Origin of the sequence: Peptoniphilus sp. HMSC075B08, assembly GCF_001815405.1 — a bacterium.
GTDB classification, from domain to species: Bacteria; Bacillota; Clostridia; order Tissierellales; family Peptoniphilaceae; genus Peptoniphilus_A; species Peptoniphilus_A harei.
In genome coordinates this window covers 196,888-219,015 of sequence record NZ_KV820458.1, presented here as the reverse complement: position 1 = coordinate 219,015, position 22,128 = coordinate 196,888, and the positions used below count along the sequence as shown (strand labels likewise).

Here is a 22,128-nt window from a genome sequence, read left to right as displayed (position 1 = left end):
ACCAAAAATTTTATAAAAAATTATTTATGCGGGTGTAGCTCAGTGGTAGAGCCCCAGCCTTCCAAGCTGGTTGCGAGGGTTCGATTCCCTTCACCCGCTCCATATAAGCACCTATAGCTCAGTAGGATAGAGCAACGGACTTCTAATCCGTGTGCCGGGGGTTCGAATCCTCCTAGGTGCGCCAATCAATTATTGGGGTGTAGCCAAGTCGGTAAGGCACCAGACTTTGACTCTGGCATGCGTAGGTTCGAGTCCTGCCACCCCAGCCAAGTGAGACCCATTAGCTCAGTCGGTAGAGCACTTGACTTTTAATCAAGGTGTCGCGCGTTCGAATCGCGCATGGGTCACCATTTTTAAATTTTATATTTGTGGAGAGGTACCGAAGTGGTCATAACGGGGCGGTCTTGAAAACCGTTAGGGTGCAAGCCCACAAGGGTTCGAATCCCTTCCTCTCCGCCATTTTTTAATCTGTGGTTAACACAGATTTTTTATTGAAACTGAATAAGACCCATTAGCTCAGCCGGCAGAGCACTTGACTTTTAATCAAGGTGTCGCGCGTTCGAATCGCGCATGGGTCACCATATTAGCTGTGAATTAATTTTCACAGCTTTTTTTTTGAAAAATTTTATTAAATAAAGATTTCTTAACTTTATCTTTACATCTAAAATGCTATACTACTTGTGAGGTGAAAACATGAGGGATTTTGCAGAAAATAAATTATCCTATCTTATGCTACTTTTGTCTATTGCCTTCATAATTTATGGAGCTTATAGGCATGAAGTGGACACTGTCCTATCCAAAGCCATAAGAATTTGCTTGGAGTGTGTTGGAATTGGTTAGTTTAATAAATCTTCTAAAAAATATTGGTAAAAAACGAAACTTATTTCAAGGGACTTTTGCCCTTCTTACAAATTTACATATTCCAAACTTTTTTAAGGGAACAATATATACAGGTAAGACTAAGAGCCTTTGCGTTCCAGGACTAAATTGTTATTCATGTCCTGGGGCTGCCTTTTCTTGTCCAATAGGTTCCTTTCAAGCACTTGTTGGCTCGTCAAAATTTAATTTTGCCTACTATGTGACGGGACTCATGCTTTTATTTGGGACCTTATTTGGAAGACTTATCTGTGGATTTATGTGTCCCTTTGGATTTTTTCAGGATCTACTTTACAAGATTCCTACAAAAAAATTCTCTACAAGAAGATTTTCTTTTTTGAAATACTTAAAGTATTTTATTTTAATTTTTGTAGTCTGGCTTTTTGGAGTATTTTTAACAGATGAACTTGGTGGAGCTTCTCCATATTTCTGCCAGTACATCTGTCCACAGGGAATATTGGAAGGTGGAATCCCTCTTTCACTTGCTAATAAATCTATAAGGGGAGCCTTGGGAAATTTATTTATCTTAAAATCTGCAATTCTTGCTGTTACAGTTTTAATGTCAATATTTTTCTACAGGCCTTTCTGCAAATATATTTGCCCCCTTGGAGCTTTTTACGCTATAACTAATAAATTTTCATTTTATAAATATCACGTGGACGATTCATGCATTTCCTGTGGCAAGTGTAAGAGAGTTTGCAAGATGGATGTTGATATGTCTACAAATCAAAACGCACTTGAGTGTATAAGATGTGGTGACTGCCTAAGGGCTTGTCCAACGTCTGCTATATCAACATCGATAAATAAACCTAAGACCAATGAAGGAGTAAGTTATGAATAAAGTTTTTAAAAAGATAAGTAAATTATTTGTTCTCATGATCCTATTAGTGTCAATGACTTCTTGCTCAAGTAAGTCACAAGAAACTACTGAGCTTTCTGGTGGAGATACTTTTCCAAAGTTTGATGCAGTAGATTTTGAAGGAAATCAAGTAAGTAGTGATGTATTTAAAGACCATCCTGTAACTATTTTGAGTATTTGGTTCACAGGTTGTAAAGGTTGTATTGATGAGATGCCAGCCCTACAAAAAATTAGTGAAGACTTAAAGGATAAAAATGTTAAGGTTATGTCAATTTGCCTTGACACTTATGAAAATAAAGAAATTAAGGCTGAAGCAGAAAAAATATTAGAGGCTAAGGGAGTAAAATACACTAACCTTGCTGTTAAACCTTCTGAAGAAATCGACGCTTACCTTAAGAACCTAACAGCTTTCCCAACAACTCTTTTAATTAATAGAGATGGAAAGATTGTGGGAGATGCAAGTGTAGGTTCAGTTGATGATAAGGCTAAGATGGAAAAACTTTATGAAAAAATTGACCAAATTATTGCTAATGACGGAAAATAATCTAATTTATTTAGATTATTAATCACTTTTAGTGATTCCTCATTAATATACACCAATTGAGGCTCCCGAGAGGGGGTCTCTTTTTTTATAAATTTTTATTGTTGCATTTGCAACAGAAATCTTTCTCTCTCTCTATTAAAATGTATTTAGAAGTTATGAATTTATAGAAATAATTTAAATAGAGAGGATGAAGATCATGGATATGTTTTGTTATCAATGTCAAGAAACATTTAAAAACACTGGTTGTACTAAAAGAGGAGTATGTGGAAAATCTGCAGTTGTTGCAAATTTACAAGACTTTTTAATTTGGACATCAAAGGGACTTTCTGAAATAGTTGTAAAAAGTGGAAAAGAAAATAAAGAAGCAGTAGATAGAGTTGTTTTAAATTTATTTACAACAATTACAAATGCAAACTTTGATGATATTGCAATAAAAGAGAGAATTGAAGAAACTATTAAGCTTATGAATTCTCTAAGAGAAGATAAAGAATACAGTGAAGCTGCTATGTGGTCAACTGAAGAATTTTCTGAAATCGAAAGAAAAATAAATTCAGGTGAAGTTTCTATTTTAGTAGAAGATAATGAAGATATTAGAAGTTTAAAAGAGCTTGTTACTTATGGTTTAAAGGGTATGGCTGCCTATGCAAGACATGCAGAAGTTTTAGGATTTGAAAGTGAAGAAGTAAATAACTTTATTTTAAATACAATGGCAGAACTTCTAACAGAAAAAACTGTTGATGAATTAGTTTCATTAACACTTAAAACTGGTGAAATGGGATATAAGGCAATGGCAACTCTTGATTCTGCAAATACAGGAACTTATGGAAATCCAGAAGTTTCAAATGTAAATATTGGTGTTAGAAATAATCCAGGTATACTAGTTTCAGGTCACGACTTAAAAGACTTTGAAATGCTTTTAGAACAAGCAAAAGATTCTGGTGTGGATATTTACACTCACTCAGAAATGTTACCTGCAAACTACTATCCAAAGTTTAAAAAATATGAAAACTTTGTTGGTAATTATGGTAATGCTTGGTGGAAGCAAAGAGATGAATTTGAATCTTTTAATGGTCCAATCTTAATGACAACAAACTGTATAGTTCCACCTAAGGATTCTTATAAAGACAAATTATTTACAACTGGCGCAGCAGGATATCCAGGATGCACTTATATAGAAGAAGATGAAAATGGACACAAAGATTTCTCAGAAATAATTGAAATGGCAAAGACTTGCAAGTCTCCAGAAGAAATTGAAAAGGGAGAAATAGTTGGTGGATTTGCACACTCTCAAGTATTAGAGCTTGCTGATAAAGTTATTGAAGCTGTAAATAATGGTGATATTACAAAATTTGTTGTAATGGCTGGCTGCGATGGAAGAATGAATGACAGAAATTACTACACAGAATTTGCAGAAGAATTGCCAGAATCTGCTGTAATTTTAACTGCTGGTTGTGCAAAATACAGATACAATAAGTTAAATCTTGGAGATATTAATGGAATTCCAAGAGTATTAGACGCAGGACAATGTAATGATTCTTACTCATTAATTCAAATTGCTCTAGCATTAGTTGATGCATTTGGAGTTGAAAGTGTAAATGATCTTCCAATTGCTTATAATATTGCATGGTACGAACAAAAAGCAGTAATTGTTTTACTTGCACTTCTATCATTAGGTGTAAAAAATATTCACCTTGGACCTACTCTTCCTGCATTTTTATCTCCAAATGTTGTAGATGTTCTAGTTGAAAATTTTGGAATCGCTGGAAACTCAACAGTTGAAGAAGATATGAAAAATTTAAAAATAAAATAAAAAACATGCTTGACTTTTAAAATATAAGCTAATATAATCATAAGTAATTCAAAAATAAACTTTTGAGAAGAAGAGTAACTTAAAATTTTGATTAAAGAGAGCTTCGTTTTGGTGAAAGAAGTAGATAGATTTTTTGTGAACATGGCCTTCTCTAGGAAATGCTGATATTAGGTATTTACGGGTCTTCCCGTTACAGAAGTAGAGTATGATAGTACTTGAAGAGGTTGCTTTCGTGAGAAAGTGATAAATTAAGGTGGTAACACGAGCTTTCGTCCTTATGGATGGAAGCTCTTTTTTTATTGTTTTGGAGGAAAAATGATTGAAGTAAAAAACTTAGTTAAAGAATTTAAAACTGGTGAAAGAAGTTTTAGAGCCTTAAACGATGTTTCTTTCAAGGTCAATCGAGGAGAGATTTACGGTGTAATTGGTTTATCTGGTGCCGGCAAGTCAACCCTTGTTAGATGTATAAATAGGTTGGAAGAACCAAGCTCAGGAGAAATCCTAGTTGACGGAAAATCTATTATTGGCCTAAATGAAAAGGAACTTAGGGCTGCTAGAAAAGATATTGGAATGATCTTCCAGTATTTCAACTTATTCATGCAAAAGACTGTGGCAGAAAATATTGCCTATCCTCTAGAAATTTCTGGAGTGTCTAGGGAAGACATAGCAAATAGGGTGGAGGAGCTCTTAAAATTTATAGACCTTGAAGATAAGAAGGATTCTTATCCAGCAGAATTGTCTGGTGGTCAAAAACAAAGGGTGGCTATAGCAAGGTCAATTGCTACAAACCCATCAATCCTACTTTCAGATGAAGGTACATCAGCCCTTGACCCGGCAAACACAAAGTCAGTCTTAAATCTTTTAAAGAAAATTGTAGAAGAATTTGACATGACAGTGATAATGATCACCCATCAAATGGAAGTGGCAAAGGAAATTTGTGACAGGATAGCAGTAATGGAAGCAGGAAAAATTATTGAAGAGAACACTACAAAGGAACTCTTCACAAATCCAAAAACTGCAGTTACAAGATCCTTTATTAAAAATCTTGAAGATGATGTGGAAGAAGGTTATGTGAGAGCCAGCGACTACAAGGGAGACGTCTTGAGACTTTCCTATGCAGACAACAACTACGACAAGCCAATTCTTTCCCAATGTGTCAAGAAGTTTGACATAGACTTTTCAATTTTATCTGGAAATATAAACAAGCTAAATGCTGCAAATGTTGGTTACCTTACAGTTCAAATCCTAGGTAAGGATGATGAAAGAGCAAGGGCCATTGAATTCTTAAAAGAAAATAACGTAATTGTGGAGGTGCTTTAAATGGATAGGATAATTGATATAGTTTTACCGGCAATTCCACAAACTTTAATAATGGTAATTGCTTCGACAATAATTGCCCTCTTAATTGGTCTTCCACTGGGAATTATTTTAACCACAACAAGACCTGGAGGACTTACTGAATCCTTAAAAGTTTACTCAATCCTAGATGGAATAATAAATATCCTAAGGTCCTTTCCATTTGTAATCTTGATGATAGTTGTATTCCCACTATCAAGACTAATTGTTGGGAAGTCCTACGGAACTGCAGCAATGATAATTCCCCTTTCAGTTTCAGCAGCACCCTTTGTTGCAAGGCTAATGGAAGGTTACTTTATCCAAGTTGACTCAGGCATCATCGAAGCAGCCAAATCCATGGGATCATCTAAGAGGGAAATAATCTTTAAGGTCCTTATACCAGAGGCAATGCCAATGATAGTGACAGGGATAACAATGACAATAATTAACGTAATTGGTTACTCTGCTATGGCTGGTGTCATGGGAGGAGGCGGCCTAGGAGATGTGGCAAACAGGTATGGTTACCAAAGAAATGAGCCTCTAATCCTTTGGTCAGCAGTAGTAGTTATTATAATCTTGGTTCAAATAGTTCAATTTGTTGGTAACTTTTTGACTAAGAAGATAGACAAGAGAAAATAAGAGAAGAAAAAGAAAAAAGAAGAAAAAAGACATAATATTTGACAACAAGGAGAAAAAAGATGAAGAAGACAAAAATTTTATTGACACTAATTGGACTTATTGCAGTTTTGACAGCTTGTGGAAAAGGCAACAAAGTAGAAGAAAAAGGCACAGAGGCAGGAGAAAAAACTAAGGTTACAATTGGGGCATCAGAAACTCCCCATGGAGAACTCATAAAAGCCCTTGAGCCAGAATTTGAAAAGGCAGGCATTGACCTTGACCTAGTAGTCTTTTCAGACTATGTGCAACCAAACCTACAACTTGAATCAGGAGACTTAGACCTAAACTTTTACCAACACCAACCCTACCTCGATAGCTTTAACAAGGACAGGAAGACAAATATAGTTTCCCTAGAAGATTCAAAAATATTTATCACACCCCTTCTTGGATTTTCATCAAAGATAAAGGACATAAAAGACCTTGAAGATGGTGGAGAAATTATAATTCCCAATGACCCAACAAATGGAGCAAGGGCCTTATTACTTTTAGATAAAGAAGGACTTATAAAGTTAAAAGACAAGGACAATTTAAACTCAACTGAAGTTGATATAGTGGAAAACCCAAAAAATTTAAAATTCACAGCAGTTGATGCACAAAATATTCCAAGAGTTTACCAAGATGCAGACCTTGCCTTTATAAATCCAAACTTTGCCATAGCGAATGGACTTGATCCAAAGGATGCGATAATCACAGAAGCAAAGGATTCCCCTTATGCAAACATTGTGGCAGCAAGATCTGGCGAAGAAGACAAGGAAATTTATAAGAAAGTTGTAAAAATTTTACAATCAGAAGAAAGCAGAAAGTATATTGAAGATACTTTCAAGGGAGCAGTGCTTCCAACATTTTAATATTAATTAAGTAATAATTTTTTTAGAGGAGGATATATATGAAAAATTTTAAAAAATTATTTTTACTAGGATCAGTGGTCCTATCACTTGCCTTAACAGGATGTGGCGGTGCAAAGAAAGATGACACTAAGGCAGAAGCCCCAGCAGATGGAGATAACAAGATTGTGATTGGCGTATCACCTACACCTCATGGAGAAATCATTGAAGGTCTAAAGCCAGAATTTGAAAAAGAAGGACTTGATGTAGAAGTTGTAAACTTCGATGACTACATCCAACCAAACCTTCAACTAGAAGCAGGCGACCTTGATGCCAACTACTTCCAACACAAGCCTTACCTTGACAGCTTTACAGAAGAAAGAAACATCGACAATCTTGACGTCCTAGGTTACGTTCACATCGAACCAATGGCCTTATACTCAGAAAAATATAAGTCAGTTGATGAAATTGAAGATGGCGCAGAAATCATAATCCCTAACGACCCAAGTAACGGTGCAAGAGCCTTAATCCTACTTGAAGATGCAGGACTTATTAAATTAAAAGATAAGACAAATCTTAACTCAACAGAAAAAGACATAGCAGAAAATCCTAAGAACTTAAAGTTCACAGCAATGGATGCACCTTCAATTGCACAAGTTTATAAAGATTCAGGAGCTGCTGTTATTAACTCCAACTTTGCTATTGGCCAAGGACTTGACCCAACTAAGGACTCAATCTTCTTAGAATCTACAGATTCACCTTATGCAAACCTAGTTGCAATTAGAAAAGAAGATGTTGACAAGGAAAAATTTCAAAAATTCTTAAAGGTTCTTAACTCTGAAGAATCTAAGAAGTTTATTGAAGAAACATTTAAGGGAGCAGTTATACCAGCTTTCAAAAACTAAAAATATTAAGAGATCCTTAGGGGTCTCTTTTTTTGAATTTTTATTCCCAATAAAAAACAGCAAATGATATGTAAAAAACAAAAATAAAATGAAAAAGCAAAATCATAAAGCTTTTATTATAAATTCATTTATCTTTCACAAATTCATACTAAGATAAAGTCATAAATTATCGTATAGGAGGAAAGTATGAAGAAGAATTTAAATAAAAACCCTGGCATGGGTAAGATTGTAATAATAATTGCCCTAGTTTTTTCTCTCATTGGAGGAATTGTTGGTTCAGCAATAACAACTTACAAGCTCTTGCCACAGGGAGAAAGTAAAACAACAAATAGCGATTCAAATATAACTATTTCTGCCAAGGACAATATGACCGTGGCTTCAGCCGTTGCCAAGAAGTCCATGTCCTCTGTAGTTGGGATAACAACTAAGGGAGTCCAACAATCCTTCTTTGGACAAGTTGAAGTCCAAGGTGTGGGTTCTGGTGTAATAGTTGATCCAAAGGGCTACATCCTTACTAATGCTCACGTTGTTAAGTTAAACAACCAAGTAGTAAAGGACGTGACAGTTAGGCTAAACAATGAAGAGGATATCCAAGGAAAGACAATCTGGGCGGACGAAATGATTGACCTTGCCATTGTAAAAATCAATACAGATAAGAAGTTAAATGTGGCAAGTCTTGGTGACTCTGATGCCCTTTCAATAGGGGACACTGCCATTGCCATTGGTAACCCAATATCACTTCAATTTTCTCAAACTGTAACCCAAGGTATCATCTCTGGACTTGACAGGTATGTTGGGGCAGTAAGTGGTGGAGGCTACATGACAGGTCTTATTCAAACTGATGCATCAATAAATGGTGGTAACTCTGGTGGAGCCCTTTTAAATGCCGAAGGAGAAGTAATTGGAATCAACACAGTCAAGGTTCAATCAGCAGAGGGACTTGGATTTTCAATTCCTATTAACTTTATTAAACCAATTATAAAACAAGTTATTGAAACAGGATCTTACAAGGAAATGTCCATGGGTATGCTTACAATGAATGTGGATGTAGCATCTCAAGTTTTAAATCAAAAGTCACCTGTTGACAAGGGAATCTTTGTCTACAAGGTTTATGAAGGATCACCTGCAGCAACTGCTGGGCTTGAAGCAGGAGATATTGTAACAAAAATTGGCAAGGACCAAGTGTCTGATAACAACGCATTGAAGTCAATCCTCTACAAGTACCAAGTTGGCGACAAGGTAGAGGTTGAGTATATTAGACAGGGCAAAAAGATGACAGCTGAAGCAACTTTTACTGATTACTCCATAGAAAATGACAAGGAGGCCCAAAAAGATATAAGGGAACAAGTAAGGGAAAGAACTGCCCAAGAAGAAGCGAGAGCAAGAAGACAAGAAGAATTATTCAATAGGTTTAGACAAGAATTTGGAAATAATTTTTAAAATTCAAAATAATTAAAAAAAATTTTTATAAAGTAAAAGTGACACCACATGGTGCCACTCTTGCTTTATTTTTTTGCAATTCTTTCTAATTTTTCTGCGTGAAAAGAATTAAAATATTCTTCCAAGAGTTCCACAAACCTCTTGGCATACTTAGTGATATATCGGTTTTTATTTTTTATGGCGTAGATTCCAAGGCTTACAGGTTTCCCCTTGGAGTATAGGGGGAAGATGTTGATGTCATCTTCAAACTCGTCCACCCACCTCTTGATATTCATCTGAGATATGAAGACAGCTGCTATTGCCTTGTTGCAAATTGAAAGGGCAATCCTAGAATAGCCAGTCTCTATATAATCATTTGGCCTTACGCCAGCTTCCTTGAAACTTTGATTTATAAGGCTCCTGATCCTATTGTCCTGGGTGTAAAGTAGGAAGGGAACCTCAGCAAAGTCCCTTAAATCTAAATTATCTATGGATTTTTCCTTTAAGGCTTCAAGATTTTTAAAATATTTTTTTAGGAGCCTGTCACTAACACAGAGATAAAGTTTCTCATCTAAAAGAAGACTAGATTTTAAATTTTCATTTTGATTGTTTTCGTCAATGGAAATGGCAAGGTCTAGTTTGTTTTCAAGACACATCTCTTCAAGTTCATGAGATTGCTTTTCGTGGAGAACAAGGCCAACTTGGGGGAATTCCTCAGTAAATTTTTCTATAATAGATGGGATAAACATATCGGCACGAGGGGAAGAGGCACCTAACATGAGCTTACCTATATCTTCGCTTTCAAGGTCCCTGATCTTGTTTATCATATCAGCCTCACTTGTAAGGAGTTTCTCTGCATAGGCCAGGTACTCTTCTCCAATAGGTGTCAGCATCAGTCTTGGTTTTCTAAAAAAGAATTTTGTCCCATAATATTCTTCCAGCCTTTTTATGTGATTTGAAAGAGTTTGTTGTGAAATGTAAAGTTTTTCTCCAGTTTCATTCATATTTAAGGTCTTGGCAAGTTCTGTGAAGTAGTAAATACTTTCGAAATTCATATTTCCTCCTATCAAATATATTTTGTGATTTATACAAATTTTTATTAATTTATTTTGTAGTACTTTTATTATATACTAAGTATAAGTTAATTGTGAAATAAATATTAAGAATCCCTTATAGTTTACCAGCTTTTTTTCCTTAATATCACAATTACCGGAATCCCCTTGCACCCACCTCCTTGGGTGCATTTTTTTATGCCCAAAATTAAAAGTTGTAGAATATTGTGACTTTATAAAGATTTAGGGGGTTATACAAAAGTGAGACCTGATAAAAAATAGGGTCTTACAAAAAAATTGAGAATTGATAAAAATATAGGGACTTACAAAAAATTGGACTTAATAAAGTTTTATGAGCTTATGAGAAAATGATGTTTAATAAAAATTTATGATTTTACGAAAAAATGATGCTTCATAAAATCTTATTATCGTATGAAAAAGTGAGACCCCATAGAAATTTAATAAGTCATGGAAAAAGTGATTTTATAAAATTTATAGAGTTATAAAAATATATGAGTTTGTAGTTATTTTAAAAGTTATAAAAAATAAAGTTAAAAAAATGATAAGTCACAAGAAATTATAGGGTCACAAAAATTCAAAAGTCATGGAGAATAAAGCTAATAATTTTAAATAAATTATCATAAAATAATTTTGATAAATTTTATCAAAAACCCTTTACAAATTTCAAAACCTATACTATAATAAAAACAGTTAATGATAGTTAATGTCATTTAACAAAAATTACTTTGATTTTGGGAACCCCATAACTCCTAAGATTAATAATAAAATTATACCAATCTTCACTCTGAAAAGAGAAAATTAAGACTGCTTCGGCAGTCTTTTTTTTGCTATAGAATAGCTTTTAATATATTTAACCCATTAGAATTATTTTCTCTGTGAAAGCTTCAATAAGTTTTCAATAAGTTTTTATTAATCGAGAAAACTTTAGAGAATCTAGTTTAAGAATTAAAAAAGGGAATTAGAAATTTAGCTTTTTAATATTTAAATTTTTTCATAGGCAAGTTGACCAGGCTTCATAAGAAAATAATTTATAAAAATTTTTATAAATAATCTTTGGAAGACTCTAAATAATTGGGGAAATTTTTTCTCGTGCAATTTTGCCTTAAGTTGACTTAAATTAAAAGTACAATAGGGTAAATAAGTCAAAAAATATATTTACATAAACTTTACAAAAAGTCCCCAAAAATTGAATAATATTATATAATTGAAAATTAGAAGGTGATTATGTGTTTAATAAAAATAAATTTAAAGAGGCTGAGTCCTTTAATATCTATGATCTTTTGATCCAAGGACTCTTTGGACTTTTGATTTGTCTCGCCATGTTTTTCTTGGCACCAGGTGGAGGCTTGCCTGGAAAATTAATTAGGGGTCCCATTGTTATAATTTTAAATATTCTGCCAATTGTACTTACAGGAATTTTCTTCCAAGGTCTACTTGGAAGGAGAAGGCCAGCCTTGATTTTAAATTCAATTCTCTATATTGTAATCTTCCTTGTCCACAGGACTAAGGTTTTTTATAGGAATTTTCCACTAAAGATTTCGGACTTTAAGTTAGCAGTTGAGGCCCTAAACATGACCTCAAATTCCTATTATCCAGACCTAAAGGGAAGTCTTGCAAGTATTTTTGGTATAGTTTGTTTAATTATCTTGGCTTTTTTATTTAAAAGTAAAAAAATTAAAGTAAGGGACAGGTTGATTTCTGTCCTTGTAGTCCTAATCTCGTCAGCTATATTACTTTTATTTGTATACTCGAAGGATGTTATCTACAACAATATTCCAATGGAGGGAAATATTTATAATTCCATTGACCAATTTAATGGCAAGGGATTTAACTATTCTTTTTTACACAAGATAAAAGATTCTTTTATCAGGCCACCAGAAGGTTATGATGATAAGGAAATAAGAGAAAGAGACGTTCTAGATCATAGCGAAAGTATTGCAGCCATAAAAAATATGGAAAGGCCAAATATTATTTGGATAATGGGAGAGGCCTTTACAGACTTATCTCAAGACCCACAATTTAAATTTGAAGAGGGCGATGACCCCAACGAAAATTTTAAAATTTTGCAGAAAGAATCTGTTTTGCATGGAAGAATTGTAGTACCTGCTTATATTGGGGGTACAGGAGACACAGAGTTTGATGTTTTGACTGGAGCAATGACAATTAACTGTGCACCTGATAACAATTATGCCTTCAATGCAATTAAAAGGGATGTTGGGTCCCTTCCAAATCTTTTAAAATCTATAGGCTACAAGACTATGGGATTCCACCCTGGCTTTGCCTGGTTCTATGGCAGACAAGACGTTTATCCAAAGCTTGGACTTGATGACAATATGTTTGTAGAAGATATTAAGGACCCTCTTATTAAAGGGGGCTACTTAGATGAAAAGCAGTTTACAGAAATTTATAAAGAAAACTTTTTAAAGGCAGTAAAGGAATCTGAGGATCCAGTCTTTTCTTATGCAGTTGATATCCAAAACCACGGACCTTACGATTTTGGTAAATATGGAGAAGTTTTACCCTTCTCTTGCGATTCACAACTTTCTGAAGAAGTGAAAAATAGTATTGGTTCTTACTTCTTGGGGGTAAAGGCCATGGACCTAATGCTAGGTGATATTTACGAGATGATGGAAGGACTTGACGAACCAACTATTATGGTATTTTATGGGGACCACTTACCGGGACTTGGCACAAATCAGTCAGGTTTTGATGAAATTGGTAAGCATCTTAATAATGAAAACTTGGAAAAAGAAATAGAATACTACTCAACTCCTTATATAGTTGTGGCAAATGATAAGGGAAAGGCCCTTATGGATAGGCAGAAGGTTGAAGTAGAAGATGGCCAACCAGTTTCTGCTAACTATCTTTCTTCTATGGTTCTTGATATGTTAGACTACAATAAGGTGGATAACTTCTTTATCTACAATTCAGAACTTAGGAAGAGACTTCCAATTATTTCGAGAAACTTTATCTATGATGGAAGTGAGGCTTACCCAAGAAGTGAAGTCAAGGGCAATGCCAAGGCTTATTATGATGATTACAGGAGATATCAATACTATAGGATTAACAAGTAGGTGACTTATGGAAAATATTTTAAAAATTGTTGAAGAAATATCAGGAGAACTTGATACTTTAAGAAAGTTTATTTATGATAATCCAGAAATTGGATTTGAAGAATACAAGTCTTCAAAGGCCCATATTGATTTATTAGAAAAACATGGCTTTGAGGTTGAATGCCCTTATCTTGGATGCGAAACGGCCTTTAAGGCAGTTTACGATTCCAAAAAAGAAGGCAGGACAATTTCCTACCTAGCGGAATACGACGCCCTACCAGGCATTGGTCATGGCTGTGGCCACAACATCCTTGGAGCAAGTGCTACTGGAGCAGGGATAGTCTTATCGAAGTTAATTGATGAAATAGGTGGAAGGGTCATTGTCTTTGGAACTGCTGCAGAAGAAGTTGGTGGAACAAAAATTGAACTTGCAAGATCAGATGAATTAAAGGATGTTGACGTGGCAATAGAAATGCACCCAGGTGATATCAACGCAGTTACTCCAAATTCTCTAGCCCTTGCTACAAGACGCTTTGAATTCTTTGGAAAGACTGCCCACGCTGCCGACACACCTCACGAGGGTGTAAATGCTCTTGATGCCCAAATAGTTTTATTTTCAGCCATCAATGCCTTAAGACAGCAAACTAAAGATGGATCAAGAATTCATGGGATTATCAAAGATGGGGGCAAGGCTGCCAACATTATTCCTGACTACACTGATTCAAGATTTTATGCTAGAAGCCCTGAGAAAAAATATTTATTAGAACTTTTAGAAAAAATAGAAGCTTGTGCCAAGGGTGCTGCTCTTGCAACAGGTTGCCAAGTTAAAATTTCTGAATACGAAAAGGGAAATGACAATACAGTTAGAAATCTTGCCTTTAACGAAGTCCTAAAGGAAAAAATGGAAATCTATTTTGATGAAGAGGTTAAGGACATAGAACTACTTACTGGTTCAACTGATGCTGGAGATATTTCTCACGAAGTCCCAACTCTTCATGGATACTTTAAAATTATTGAAGAAGGATCTCCTTCTCACACAGTAGAATTTAGGGACGCAACTATGACAGACTATGCCTTTGATCAAGTGAAAAAAACTATTGCAGCTATTGTTGAAGTTGGAATAGAAATTTTACAAAATGATGAAGTTTATAAAAAAATCTCTGATGAATTTAAAGAAAGTGTAAAAATAGGTAAAATTATCCCTCACAAGTAATTAAATAACTATAAGGTATTAAAAAACACCTCTATTCTTGGTATAATATTAAGGATAGAGGTGTTTTTTTGTGAAAACAGACATAATAAGATTTAAAGGAAATGGAAAAGATAAGATTTATCTTAAAAAAATAAGCCAAACTTTAAGAGATGGAGGCCTCGTTGTCCTACCCACAGAAACAGTTTATGGACTTGGTGGCAATGGACTTAACAAGAGGACTTGTAAAAAAATATATGAAGCCAAGGGTAGACCTAGCGACAACCCACTAATACTCCACATAGCAGACAACTCACAACTAGATGATTTAGTTGTAGAAGTTCCTGAAGTGGCAAAAAAATGTATTAAAAAATTTTGGCCAGGACCTCTAACAATAATTTTTAAGAGGTCAGACAGGGTGCCTGATGAAGCAACAGGTGGTCTTGACACAGTTGCTATAAGAGAGCCAAATAACAAGATTGCTCACGACATCTTAAAGTCAGTGGACTTTCCAGTGGCTGCTCCATCAGCAAACCTATCTGGCAGGCCATCACCAACAAAGGTAGAACATGTAATAGAAGATCTTGACGGTCGAGTTGACATAATAGTAGATGGTGGTCATTCTGTTGTTGGAATCGAATCAACAGTCTTAGATGTGACAGTTGATCCACCAATGATTTTAAGGCCAGGCAAGATTACTCTTGAGGACCTGCAAGAAGTTGATGAAAGAATCACAATTGATTCAGCAACAATTGATTCTGAGTCTCACGAAGTGCCAAAGTCTCCAGGACAAAAGTACAGGCACTATGCCCCAAAGGCTGATGCAACTTGCTTTGGTGGAAGGCTTGATAAGGTCGTAAATGAAATAAAGAAAAACATAGAAGAAAATAAGGACAAGAAAATTGCAGTCCTTGCAACAGATGAAACCTATGCTGAATATGAAAACACAGGTGTAGAATTACTTATAAACCTTGGATCAAGAGACCACTTAGAAGAAGTGGCTACAAATCTTTTTGATGCACTGAGAAGATGTGACGAAGAAGATGTAGACCTAATCTTTGCAGAAGGCTTTGAACTTAGGGGAATGGGACTTAGCATAATGAATAGACTCTTGAAGGCTTGCGGTGGCAAGGTAGTCATGAGGATTTAGGAGGAAATATGAAAATAGGAATTGGTTCAGACCACGCAGGTTTTTATTTAAAAAAAGACCTAATTGAATATCTTGAAGAAAAAAATATTGAAGTTAAGGACTTAGGATCCTTTGATGATTCTAGAGTAGACTACCCAGACTATGGGCATGCTGTTGGTCATGCGGTAATAGATGAAGGGCTAGACTTTGGAATAGTAATTTGTGGATCTGGAATTGGAATTTCAATCTCAGCAAATAAGGTCAAGGGAATTAGGGCAGCACTTTGCTCTGAACCTTACTCAGCAAGGCTTGCAAGACGCCACAATGATGCCAATGTCTTGGCAATGGGAGCAAGACTTATAGGCCATGATATGGCAATAGAAATAGTAGATGCCTTCTTAGATGAAGAATTTGAAGGTGGCAGACACATAAATAGAGTAAATAAAATCGAGGAGGACTAAAATGGGATACACTTTAATAAAACACCCACTAATTGATCATAAGATGACAATCTTAAGAAAAAAAGAAACTAGCTCCATGGAGTTTAGACAAGTTGCCAATGAAATAGCAACACTTATGGGTTATGAAGTAACTAGGGACTTAGAAACTGAAGAAATTGAAATAGAAACTCCTATTTGCAAGACTACAGGAAAAGTTATTTCTGGTAAGAAGGTTGGGATAGTTCCAATCCTAAGAGCTGGACTTGGAATGGTAGAAGGACTACTTACAATTATTCCTGCAGCAAGAGTTGGTCACATTGGAATGTATCGTGACCCAGAAACTCACAAGCCAGTTACCTATTATTCAAAACTTCCTAAAGATGTTTCATCAAGACTTATGCTTGTTGTGGACCCAATGCTTGCAACTGGTGGATCCCTAATAGAAGCAATTGATGAACTAAAGAGAAATGGTGCAAAAAACATTAAGGCAATAAATCTCTTGGCAGCACCTGAAGGAGTAAAGGCAGTTCAAGAAGCCCATCCTGACGTGGAAATCTACCTTGCAGCCCTTGACGAAAAATTAAACGAAGACAAATATATTGTACCTGGCCTAGGAGATGCAGGAGACAGATTATTTGGAACTAAATAAGAGGTAAATATGTATAAATATATAATTCCTTTTTTAGCAGCTTTTGCACTGACATTTATTCAAATGCCCTTTACTATAAAGCTTGCTAAAAAGAAGGGTTTTTTAGATGTGCCAAAGGATGAGAGACGTGTCCATAAAGAGCCTATACCAGTAGGTGGGGGCATTGCCATGGTAATATCTGTTACAATTCTCATGCTTTATTACCTGCCAATAAATAAAGGTTTGATAATGACTCTTCTAGCTTCTCTTGTCATTGCCTTATCAGGACTTTATGACGACAAGGAGGATTTAAGCCCCAAGTTAAAATTTCTTTTTCAAATTTTAGCTGGAGTCTTATTAATACTTGGAGGCATGAAGATTGAATTTGTCACAAACCCCTTTGATTCACATGATGCTCTACTTATTTTAAATATCTTGTCCATACCTGTAACAATATTTTGGGTTTGTGGAATCACCAACACAATAAATTTAATTGATGGACTAGATGGACTGGCATCAGGTGTCTCAATGATATGTGCCATCTCCATGTTTTTTATAACATACAAGATGGGAAGGTACGAGGTGAGTATGGTCTGTGCTCTTGTAGCAGGAGCGTGCCTAGGATTTTTGCCCTTTAACTTCAACCCAGCAAAGATCTTTATGGGAGATACTGGGGCCTTATATCTAGGATTTATGCTTTCCTATATAAGTATTTCAGGATTTTTAAAACAAGCGGCAATACTAATGATATTTGTGCCAGTTTTAATCTTAGGAGTGCCAGTATTTGACACAGCCTTTGCCATGGTGAGGAGAAAATTATCGGGCAAGTCCATGGTGGAAGCCGACAAGGGTCACCTCCACCACAGGCTACTAAAGATGGGACTAAATCAAAGGCAGACTGTTGTAATTCTCTATTCTATATCTGCAATATTTGGAGTTCTTGCAAATTTAATTTCAAGATTCCATTCATCCATAGCTCTTGTGATTTCGTTAGGAGTTTTACTTATAATAATTGCAACGGGAGTGGCAGCAGGTATGTTAAAAAACAAGGAGGAATAAATTGAAGGTATTATTTGTATTTGGTACAAGGCCTGAAGGCATAAAGATGGCACCAATAATAAAGGAAATTCAAAAGAGAAATAAGTTTGAATGCTATACTTGTGTCACAGGTCAGCACAGAGAAATGCTGGACCAAGTGCTAGAAATTTTTGATATAGAACCAGATTACGATTTAAATATTTTTAAAAAGGGACAATCCCTAACAGATGTAACTACAAAAACTCTCAAGGGACTTGAAGAAATTTTAGACGAATTAAAACCAGATATCTTGCTTGTCCAAGGAGATACAACTACAGTTTTTGCTGCAGCCCTTGCAGCTTTTTACAAAAAAATAAAAATTGGCCACGTTGAAGCAGGTTTAAGGTCAGGTAACTTATATTCACCTTATCCAGAAGAGGCCAATAGAAAACTAACTGGAGTAATATCCAATTATCACTTTGCACCAACTGAATCCAACAGGCAAAATTTAATAGAAGAAGGTTATGATGAAAAAAATATTTTCATAACGGGAAATACTGTTATTGATGCCCTAAAGTATTCTGTTAGAGAAGATTTCGTATTTGACGATGAAATTTTGAACGATTTGGATTATAATAAAGATGTAGTGTTACTTACTGCACATAGGAGAGAAAATTGGGGTAAGCCAATGGAAGATATTTTCAAGGCAATAAGACGTGTAGTCTTGGAGAGGGAAAATCTTGAAATTGTATTCCCAAGACATTTAAATCCTATAGTAAGAGATGCTGCTGAAAAGTATTTTGCTGACTTAGATAGGGTTCACTTAATAGAACCACTTTCTTACCTTCCTTTTTCAAATCTAATGGCAAGGGTAAAATTTGTCGTTACTGATTCAGGAGGAGTTCAAGAAGAAGCACCTGCTCTAGGGAAACCCGTTCTAGTTCTTAGAAATGAGACAGAAAGAATGGAGGGAGTAGAAGCTAAAACTGCTAAGCTTGTTGGTACAAAAGAACAAGACGTTTACGAGTCTATAGTTTCACTACTAGACGATAAAGACCTATATGATGAAATGGCAAAGGCCGTAAATCCTTATGGTGACGGTCACGCTGCAGAAAAAATTGTTGATGTACTAGAAGAAATGATTTGATTTTAGGATATTAAATCTACTTAGCATAAGATTTAAGTTAGGATAATTTTCAGCAAAAGTTGAAATAAGAGAGAAATAATATTTTCACTCGCACAACTTGTACAAATCAAAGGGAGAAATTATTTATTTCAGTGGCTTATGCCACATGGTAGTAATAAGGAGGAAAACATGGAAGATAGAATTGTTATAGCATCAGCTGCAAGAACAGCTGTAGGTAGTTTTGGTGGCCAATTCAAAAACACTTCTGCAGTAGAACTTGGTTCAATTGCTGCAAAAGAAGCACTTAAGAGAGCGAATGTTAAACCTGATATGGTAGACGAAGCTTACATTGGTAACGTACTTCAAGCAGCACAAGGACAAAACGTTGCAAGACAAGTTGTTCTTGGAGCAGGAATTGATATTAAAACACCAGCAGTTACACTTAACATTGTTTGTGGATCAGGACTTCGTGCAGTAAGTTTAGCAGCTCAAGTTATCAAAGCTGGAGATGCTGAAATCGTGCTAGCAGGTGGTACTGAATCAATGTCAATGGCACCATATGCCCTTATGAATGAAAGATGGGGAGCAAGAATGGGCGACAAAAAAGTTGTTGACACAATGATTAAAGATGGTCTTTGGGACGCATTCAATGACTACCACATGGGTATTACAGCTGAAAATGTAGCTGAAAAATACGGCATTACTAGAGAAATGCAAGACGAACTTGCTGCAAGATCTCAAAACAATGCAGAAAAAGCAAGAAAAGAAGGAAGATTTAAAGACGAAATCGTTCCTGTAGAAGTTAAAGATAGAAAAGGCAATGTAACTGTAGTTGACACTGATGAACACATTAGAGAAGGAGTAACTGCAGAAGGACTTGCAAAACTTAAACCAGCTTTCAAAAAAGATGGCGGTACAGTTACAGCAGGTAACGCATCTGGAATCAACGACGGTGCAGCTATGCTTGTACTAATGAAAGAATCAAAGGCAAAAGAACTTGGAGTAGAACCTCTTGCATACATTATTTCTTATGCAACAGCAGGTGTTGATCCTAAGATTATGGGTACTGGACCAATCCCTTCATCAACTAAGGCACTTGAAATTGCAGGACTTAAGGCAGAAGACCTTGACCTAATTGAAGCTAACGAAGCTTTCGCTGCTCAAGCATGTGCAGTTAACAAAGAAATGGGCTTTGATGTAGATAAAGTTAACGTAAACGGTGGAGCTATTGCTATAGGTCACCCAATTGGAGCAAGTGGTGCTAGAATCTTAATAACTCTATTATTCGAAATGAAGAAGAGAGATTCTAAGAAAGGACTTGCTACACTTTGTATCGGTGGAGGAATGGGAACAGCTCTTATCGTAGGAAGGGACTAATCCAAATGGACTATAAATATTTAATAGTAGAAGAAAAACCTAATGGAGTTGTTCTTATAACACTTAGTAGAGAAAAGAGCCTAAACGCTCTTAACTCTGCTATGTTAAAAGAACTTCATCATTTCTTCTCAAATGTTGACGAAGATATAAGATGTATAATCATAACAGGAGCAGGTAAATCCTTTGTTGCTGGTGCCGATATTGCAGAAATGGCAAACTTCACTGCAAGTGAAGCTTATGACTTTGCAAAACTTGGTATGGATACTTTCATGGAAATTGAAAAATGTAGAGCACCAGTTATTGCAGCAGTAAATGGTTTCGCCCTTGGTGGTGGATGTGAAATCTCTGTTGCTTGCGACATTAGACTTTCATCAACAAAAGCAAAATTTGGTCAACCAGAAGTTGGTCTAGGAATAACTCCAGGATTTGGTGGAACTCAAAGACTTTCAAGAGTTGTTGGACCAGGATATGCAAAGGAACTTATCTATACAACTGAAATGATTGGTGCTGACAAGGCCTACCAAATAGGACTTGTAAACCATGTTTACGAACCAGAAGAACTTTTGGATAAGGCACTTGAAATGGCAAATAAAATTGCATCTCACGCTCCTAAGGCTGTTGAATACGCTAAACAATCAATTATCAATGGATCACAAACAGACATTGATACAGCTATGCAAATTGAAAAAACTCACTTTGGCCTATGTTTTGCAACTAATGACCAAAAAGAAGGCATGGATGCATTTTTAAACAAGAGAAAATCAGAATTTACAGGGGAATAAAAGAGGGAGATAACAATGAAAATAGCAGTAATTGGATCAGGTACTATGGGAGCAGGTATTGCTCAAGTACTTGCAACTCATCACGAAGTAATAGTTAGAGACATTGCACCAGAAGCACTAGAAAATGCTAAAAATAAAATAACTAAGGGTTATGAAAAAAATGTTTCTAAAGAAAGAATGACTAAAGAAGAAATGGATAAGGCCCTAGCAAATCTTAAATATTCAAGTGATATTGAAGATGTAGTTGACTGTGACCTTATTATTGAAGCAGCTACAGAAAATCCAAAAATCAAAAAAGCTATCTTTACAGAATTATGTGAAAAATGCGATGAAAAAACTGTTCTAGCATCAAACACTTCATCTCTTTCAATAACTGACATTGGTGCAGCTACACAAAGACCTGAAAAAGTAATTGGTATGCACTTCTTCAACCCAGTTCCAGCTATGAAACTTGTTGAAGTAATCTCTGGAAAGAAAACTGATCCTAAAGTTAAGGACATGATTATTGAACTTTCTAAAGAAATTGGCAAGACTCCAGTAGAAGTTGACGAAGCTCCTGGTTTCGTTGTAAATAGGATTTTAATCCCAATGATCAACGAAGCAATTGGTATTTACGCAGAAGGTATTGCATCTGTTGAAGACATTGATACAGCAATGAAACTTGGTGCAAACCACCCAATGGGACCTCTTGCACTAGGAGACCTTGTAGGACTTGACGTTGTTCTTGCAATCATGGAAGTTCTCTACACAGAATTCGGCGATCCAAAGTACAGACCACACACACTTCTTAAGAAGATGGTTAGGGCAGGTCTACTTGGAAGAAAAACTGGCGAAGGATTTTACAAATATTAATAATTTAAATTTTAAAGAAGGCTTAGGCCTTCTTTTTTTATGAAAACTTTTATGTAAGTTCCTTTAATAACTTTCTTAATTTAATAATATATTTCCCTTTAAATATAAGTAGGGTTGATTGCATGAAAAAATTATTAGCAAAAACCTTTATTAGATTTATCGATTATTTTTGAAATTATTTTAATTATATTTCCCTAGCAATTTTGATGGGG

Annotated in this window: 20 protein-coding genes, 6 tRNA genes and 1 other annotated feature; of the genes, 25 read left to right on the top strand and 1 reads right to left on the bottom strand. The window is 35.5% G+C overall.

Annotated features, from left to right (window positions below; all coding sequences use genetic code 11):
• Positions 1 to 28: 28 nt before the first annotated feature.
• The 15 genes from HMPREF3023_RS07715 (at position 29) to HMPREF3023_RS07650 (ending at position 9,271) form a co-directional block, all read left to right on the top strand.
• Positions 29 to 102 (top strand) — tRNA-Gly (locus HMPREF3023_RS07715).
• A 5-nt stretch (positions 103 to 107) separates the two neighbouring features.
• Positions 108 to 184 (top strand) — tRNA-Arg (locus tag HMPREF3023_RS07710).
• 9 nt (positions 185 to 193) lie between these two features.
• Positions 194 to 269: transfer RNA gene (locus HMPREF3023_RS07705), tRNA-Gln, on the top strand.
• A 5-nt stretch (positions 270 to 274) separates the two neighbouring features.
• Positions 275 to 350: transfer RNA gene (locus HMPREF3023_RS07700), tRNA-Lys, on the top strand.
• A gap of 20 nt (positions 351 to 370) precedes the next feature.
• Positions 371 to 459 (top strand) — tRNA-Ser (locus HMPREF3023_RS07695).
• Between the two features lie 46 nt (positions 460 to 505).
• A tRNA-Lys gene (locus HMPREF3023_RS07690) sits at positions 506 to 581 on the top strand.
• A 112-nt stretch (positions 582 to 693) separates the two neighbouring features.
• Positions 694 to 840, top strand: coding sequence for a CD1871A family CXXC motif-containing protein (locus tag HMPREF3023_RS09485; RefSeq protein ID WP_168165805.1), 147 nt, complete (start codon positions 694 to 696; stop codon positions 838 to 840).
• Entirely contained in the window at positions 833 to 1,717 is an 885-nt protein-coding gene (locus HMPREF3023_RS07685; RefSeq protein ID WP_070702304.1) for a 4Fe-4S binding protein, read from the top strand. Before HMPREF3023_RS09485 ends, HMPREF3023_RS07685 begins: the two co-directional genes overlap by 8 nt.
• On the top strand, positions 1,710 to 2,279 hold the full coding sequence (locus HMPREF3023_RS07680; protein WP_070702282.1) for a TlpA family protein disulfide reductase: 570 nt from the start codon (positions 1,710 to 1,712) through the stop codon (positions 2,277 to 2,279). The genes HMPREF3023_RS07685 and HMPREF3023_RS07680 overlap by 8 nt, the downstream gene beginning before the upstream one ends.
• A gap of 202 nt (positions 2,280 to 2,481) precedes the next feature.
• Positions 2,482 to 4,089 carry a hydroxylamine reductase gene (gene hcp / locus HMPREF3023_RS07675; RefSeq protein ID WP_210400922.1) on the top strand — a complete coding sequence of 536 codons (1,608 nt, stop codon included), beginning with the start codon at positions 2,482 to 2,484 and terminating at the stop codon, positions 4,087 to 4,089.
• Positions 4,090 to 4,142: 53 nt separating this feature from the next.
• Positions 4,143 to 4,369, top strand: a binding site (T-box leader).
• A gap of 35 nt (positions 4,370 to 4,404) precedes the next feature.
• On the top strand, positions 4,405 to 5,409 hold the full coding sequence (locus HMPREF3023_RS07670) for a methionine ABC transporter ATP-binding protein (protein WP_070702279.1): 1,005 nt from the start codon (positions 4,405 to 4,407) through the stop codon (positions 5,407 to 5,409).
• Entirely contained in the window at positions 5,410 to 6,063 is a 654-nt protein-coding gene (locus HMPREF3023_RS07665) for a methionine ABC transporter permease (RefSeq protein WP_070702277.1), read from the top strand. It begins immediately after the preceding gene.
• A 59-nt stretch (positions 6,064 to 6,122) separates the two neighbouring features.
• Positions 6,123 to 6,950, top strand: a complete 828-nt coding sequence (locus HMPREF3023_RS07660) for a MetQ/NlpA family ABC transporter substrate-binding protein (RefSeq protein ID WP_070702275.1) — start codon at positions 6,123 to 6,125, stop codon at positions 6,948 to 6,950.
• 38 nt (positions 6,951 to 6,988) lie between these two features.
• Entirely contained in the window at positions 6,989 to 7,831 is an 843-nt protein-coding gene (locus HMPREF3023_RS07655) for a MetQ/NlpA family ABC transporter substrate-binding protein (protein ID WP_070702272.1), read from the top strand.
• 186 nt (positions 7,832 to 8,017) lie between these two features.
• Positions 8,018 to 9,271, top strand: coding sequence for a S1C family serine protease (locus tag HMPREF3023_RS07650; protein WP_070702270.1), 1,254 nt, complete (start codon positions 8,018 to 8,020; stop codon positions 9,269 to 9,271).
• Between the two features lie 65 nt (positions 9,272 to 9,336).
• On the opposite strand, the gene HMPREF3023_RS07645 is transcribed toward HMPREF3023_RS07650, so the two are convergent.
• Positions 9,337 to 10,305 carry a LysR family transcriptional regulator gene (locus tag HMPREF3023_RS07645; RefSeq protein WP_070702268.1) on the bottom strand — a complete coding sequence of 323 codons (969 nt, stop codon included), beginning with the start codon at positions 10,303 to 10,305 and terminating at the stop codon, positions 9,337 to 9,339.
• 1,244 nt (positions 10,306 to 11,549) lie between these two features.
• Between HMPREF3023_RS07645 and HMPREF3023_RS07640 the strand changes: the two genes are divergently transcribed.
• From HMPREF3023_RS07640 to HMPREF3023_RS07595, 10 genes are all read left to right on the top strand, one after another.
• A complete protein-coding gene (locus HMPREF3023_RS07640) occupies positions 11,550 to 13,397 on the top strand; it encodes an LTA synthase family protein (protein ID WP_070702266.1) in 1,848 nt (615 codons plus the stop codon).
• A 7-nt stretch (positions 13,398 to 13,404) separates the two neighbouring features.
• Positions 13,405 to 14,589 carry a M20 family metallopeptidase gene (locus tag HMPREF3023_RS07635; protein ID WP_070702264.1) on the top strand — a complete coding sequence of 395 codons (1,185 nt, stop codon included), beginning with the start codon at positions 13,405 to 13,407 and terminating at the stop codon, positions 14,587 to 14,589.
• A gap of 70 nt (positions 14,590 to 14,659) precedes the next feature.
• Positions 14,660 to 15,715 carry an L-threonylcarbamoyladenylate synthase gene (locus tag HMPREF3023_RS07630; RefSeq protein WP_070702262.1) on the top strand — a complete coding sequence of 352 codons (1,056 nt, stop codon included), beginning with the start codon at positions 14,660 to 14,662 and terminating at the stop codon, positions 15,713 to 15,715.
• Between the two features lie 8 nt (positions 15,716 to 15,723).
• Positions 15,724 to 16,155 carry a ribose 5-phosphate isomerase B gene (gene rpiB, locus HMPREF3023_RS07625; protein WP_070702260.1) on the top strand — a complete coding sequence of 144 codons (432 nt, stop codon included), beginning with the start codon at positions 15,724 to 15,726 and terminating at the stop codon, positions 16,153 to 16,155.
• A gap of 1 nt (position 16,156) precedes the next feature.
• Complete coding sequence (gene upp, locus HMPREF3023_RS07620) at positions 16,157 to 16,783, top strand: uracil phosphoribosyltransferase (protein ID WP_070702258.1); 627 nt, start codon at positions 16,157 to 16,159, stop codon at positions 16,781 to 16,783.
• Positions 16,784 to 16,792: 9 nt separating this feature from the next.
• Entirely contained in the window at positions 16,793 to 17,821 is a 1,029-nt protein-coding gene (locus HMPREF3023_RS07615) for a glycosyltransferase family 4 protein (protein WP_070702256.1), read from the top strand.
• 1 nt (position 17,822) lies between these two features.
• Positions 17,823 to 18,926 carry a non-hydrolyzing UDP-N-acetylglucosamine 2-epimerase gene (gene wecB, locus HMPREF3023_RS07610; RefSeq protein WP_070702254.1) on the top strand — a complete coding sequence of 368 codons (1,104 nt, stop codon included), beginning with the start codon at positions 17,823 to 17,825 and terminating at the stop codon, positions 18,924 to 18,926.
• Between the two features lie 168 nt (positions 18,927 to 19,094).
• The gene (locus tag HMPREF3023_RS07605; protein ID WP_070702252.1) at positions 19,095 to 20,282 is read left to right on the top strand and encodes an acetyl-CoA C-acetyltransferase; all 1,188 of its coding nucleotides are present in this window, start codon (positions 19,095 to 19,097) and stop codon (positions 20,280 to 20,282) included.
• Positions 20,283 to 20,287: 5 nt separating this feature from the next.
• The gene (locus HMPREF3023_RS07600) at positions 20,288 to 21,064 is read left to right on the top strand and encodes an enoyl-CoA hydratase-related protein (RefSeq protein WP_070702250.1); all 777 of its coding nucleotides are present in this window, start codon (positions 20,288 to 20,290) and stop codon (positions 21,062 to 21,064) included.
• A 15-nt stretch (positions 21,065 to 21,079) separates the two neighbouring features.
• Positions 21,080 to 21,916 (top strand): 3-hydroxyacyl-CoA dehydrogenase family protein, encoded by an 837-nt coding sequence (locus HMPREF3023_RS07595; RefSeq protein WP_070702248.1) that lies wholly within the window; start codon positions 21,080 to 21,082, stop codon positions 21,914 to 21,916.
• The last annotated feature ends 212 nt before the right edge of the window (positions 21,917 to 22,128 follow it).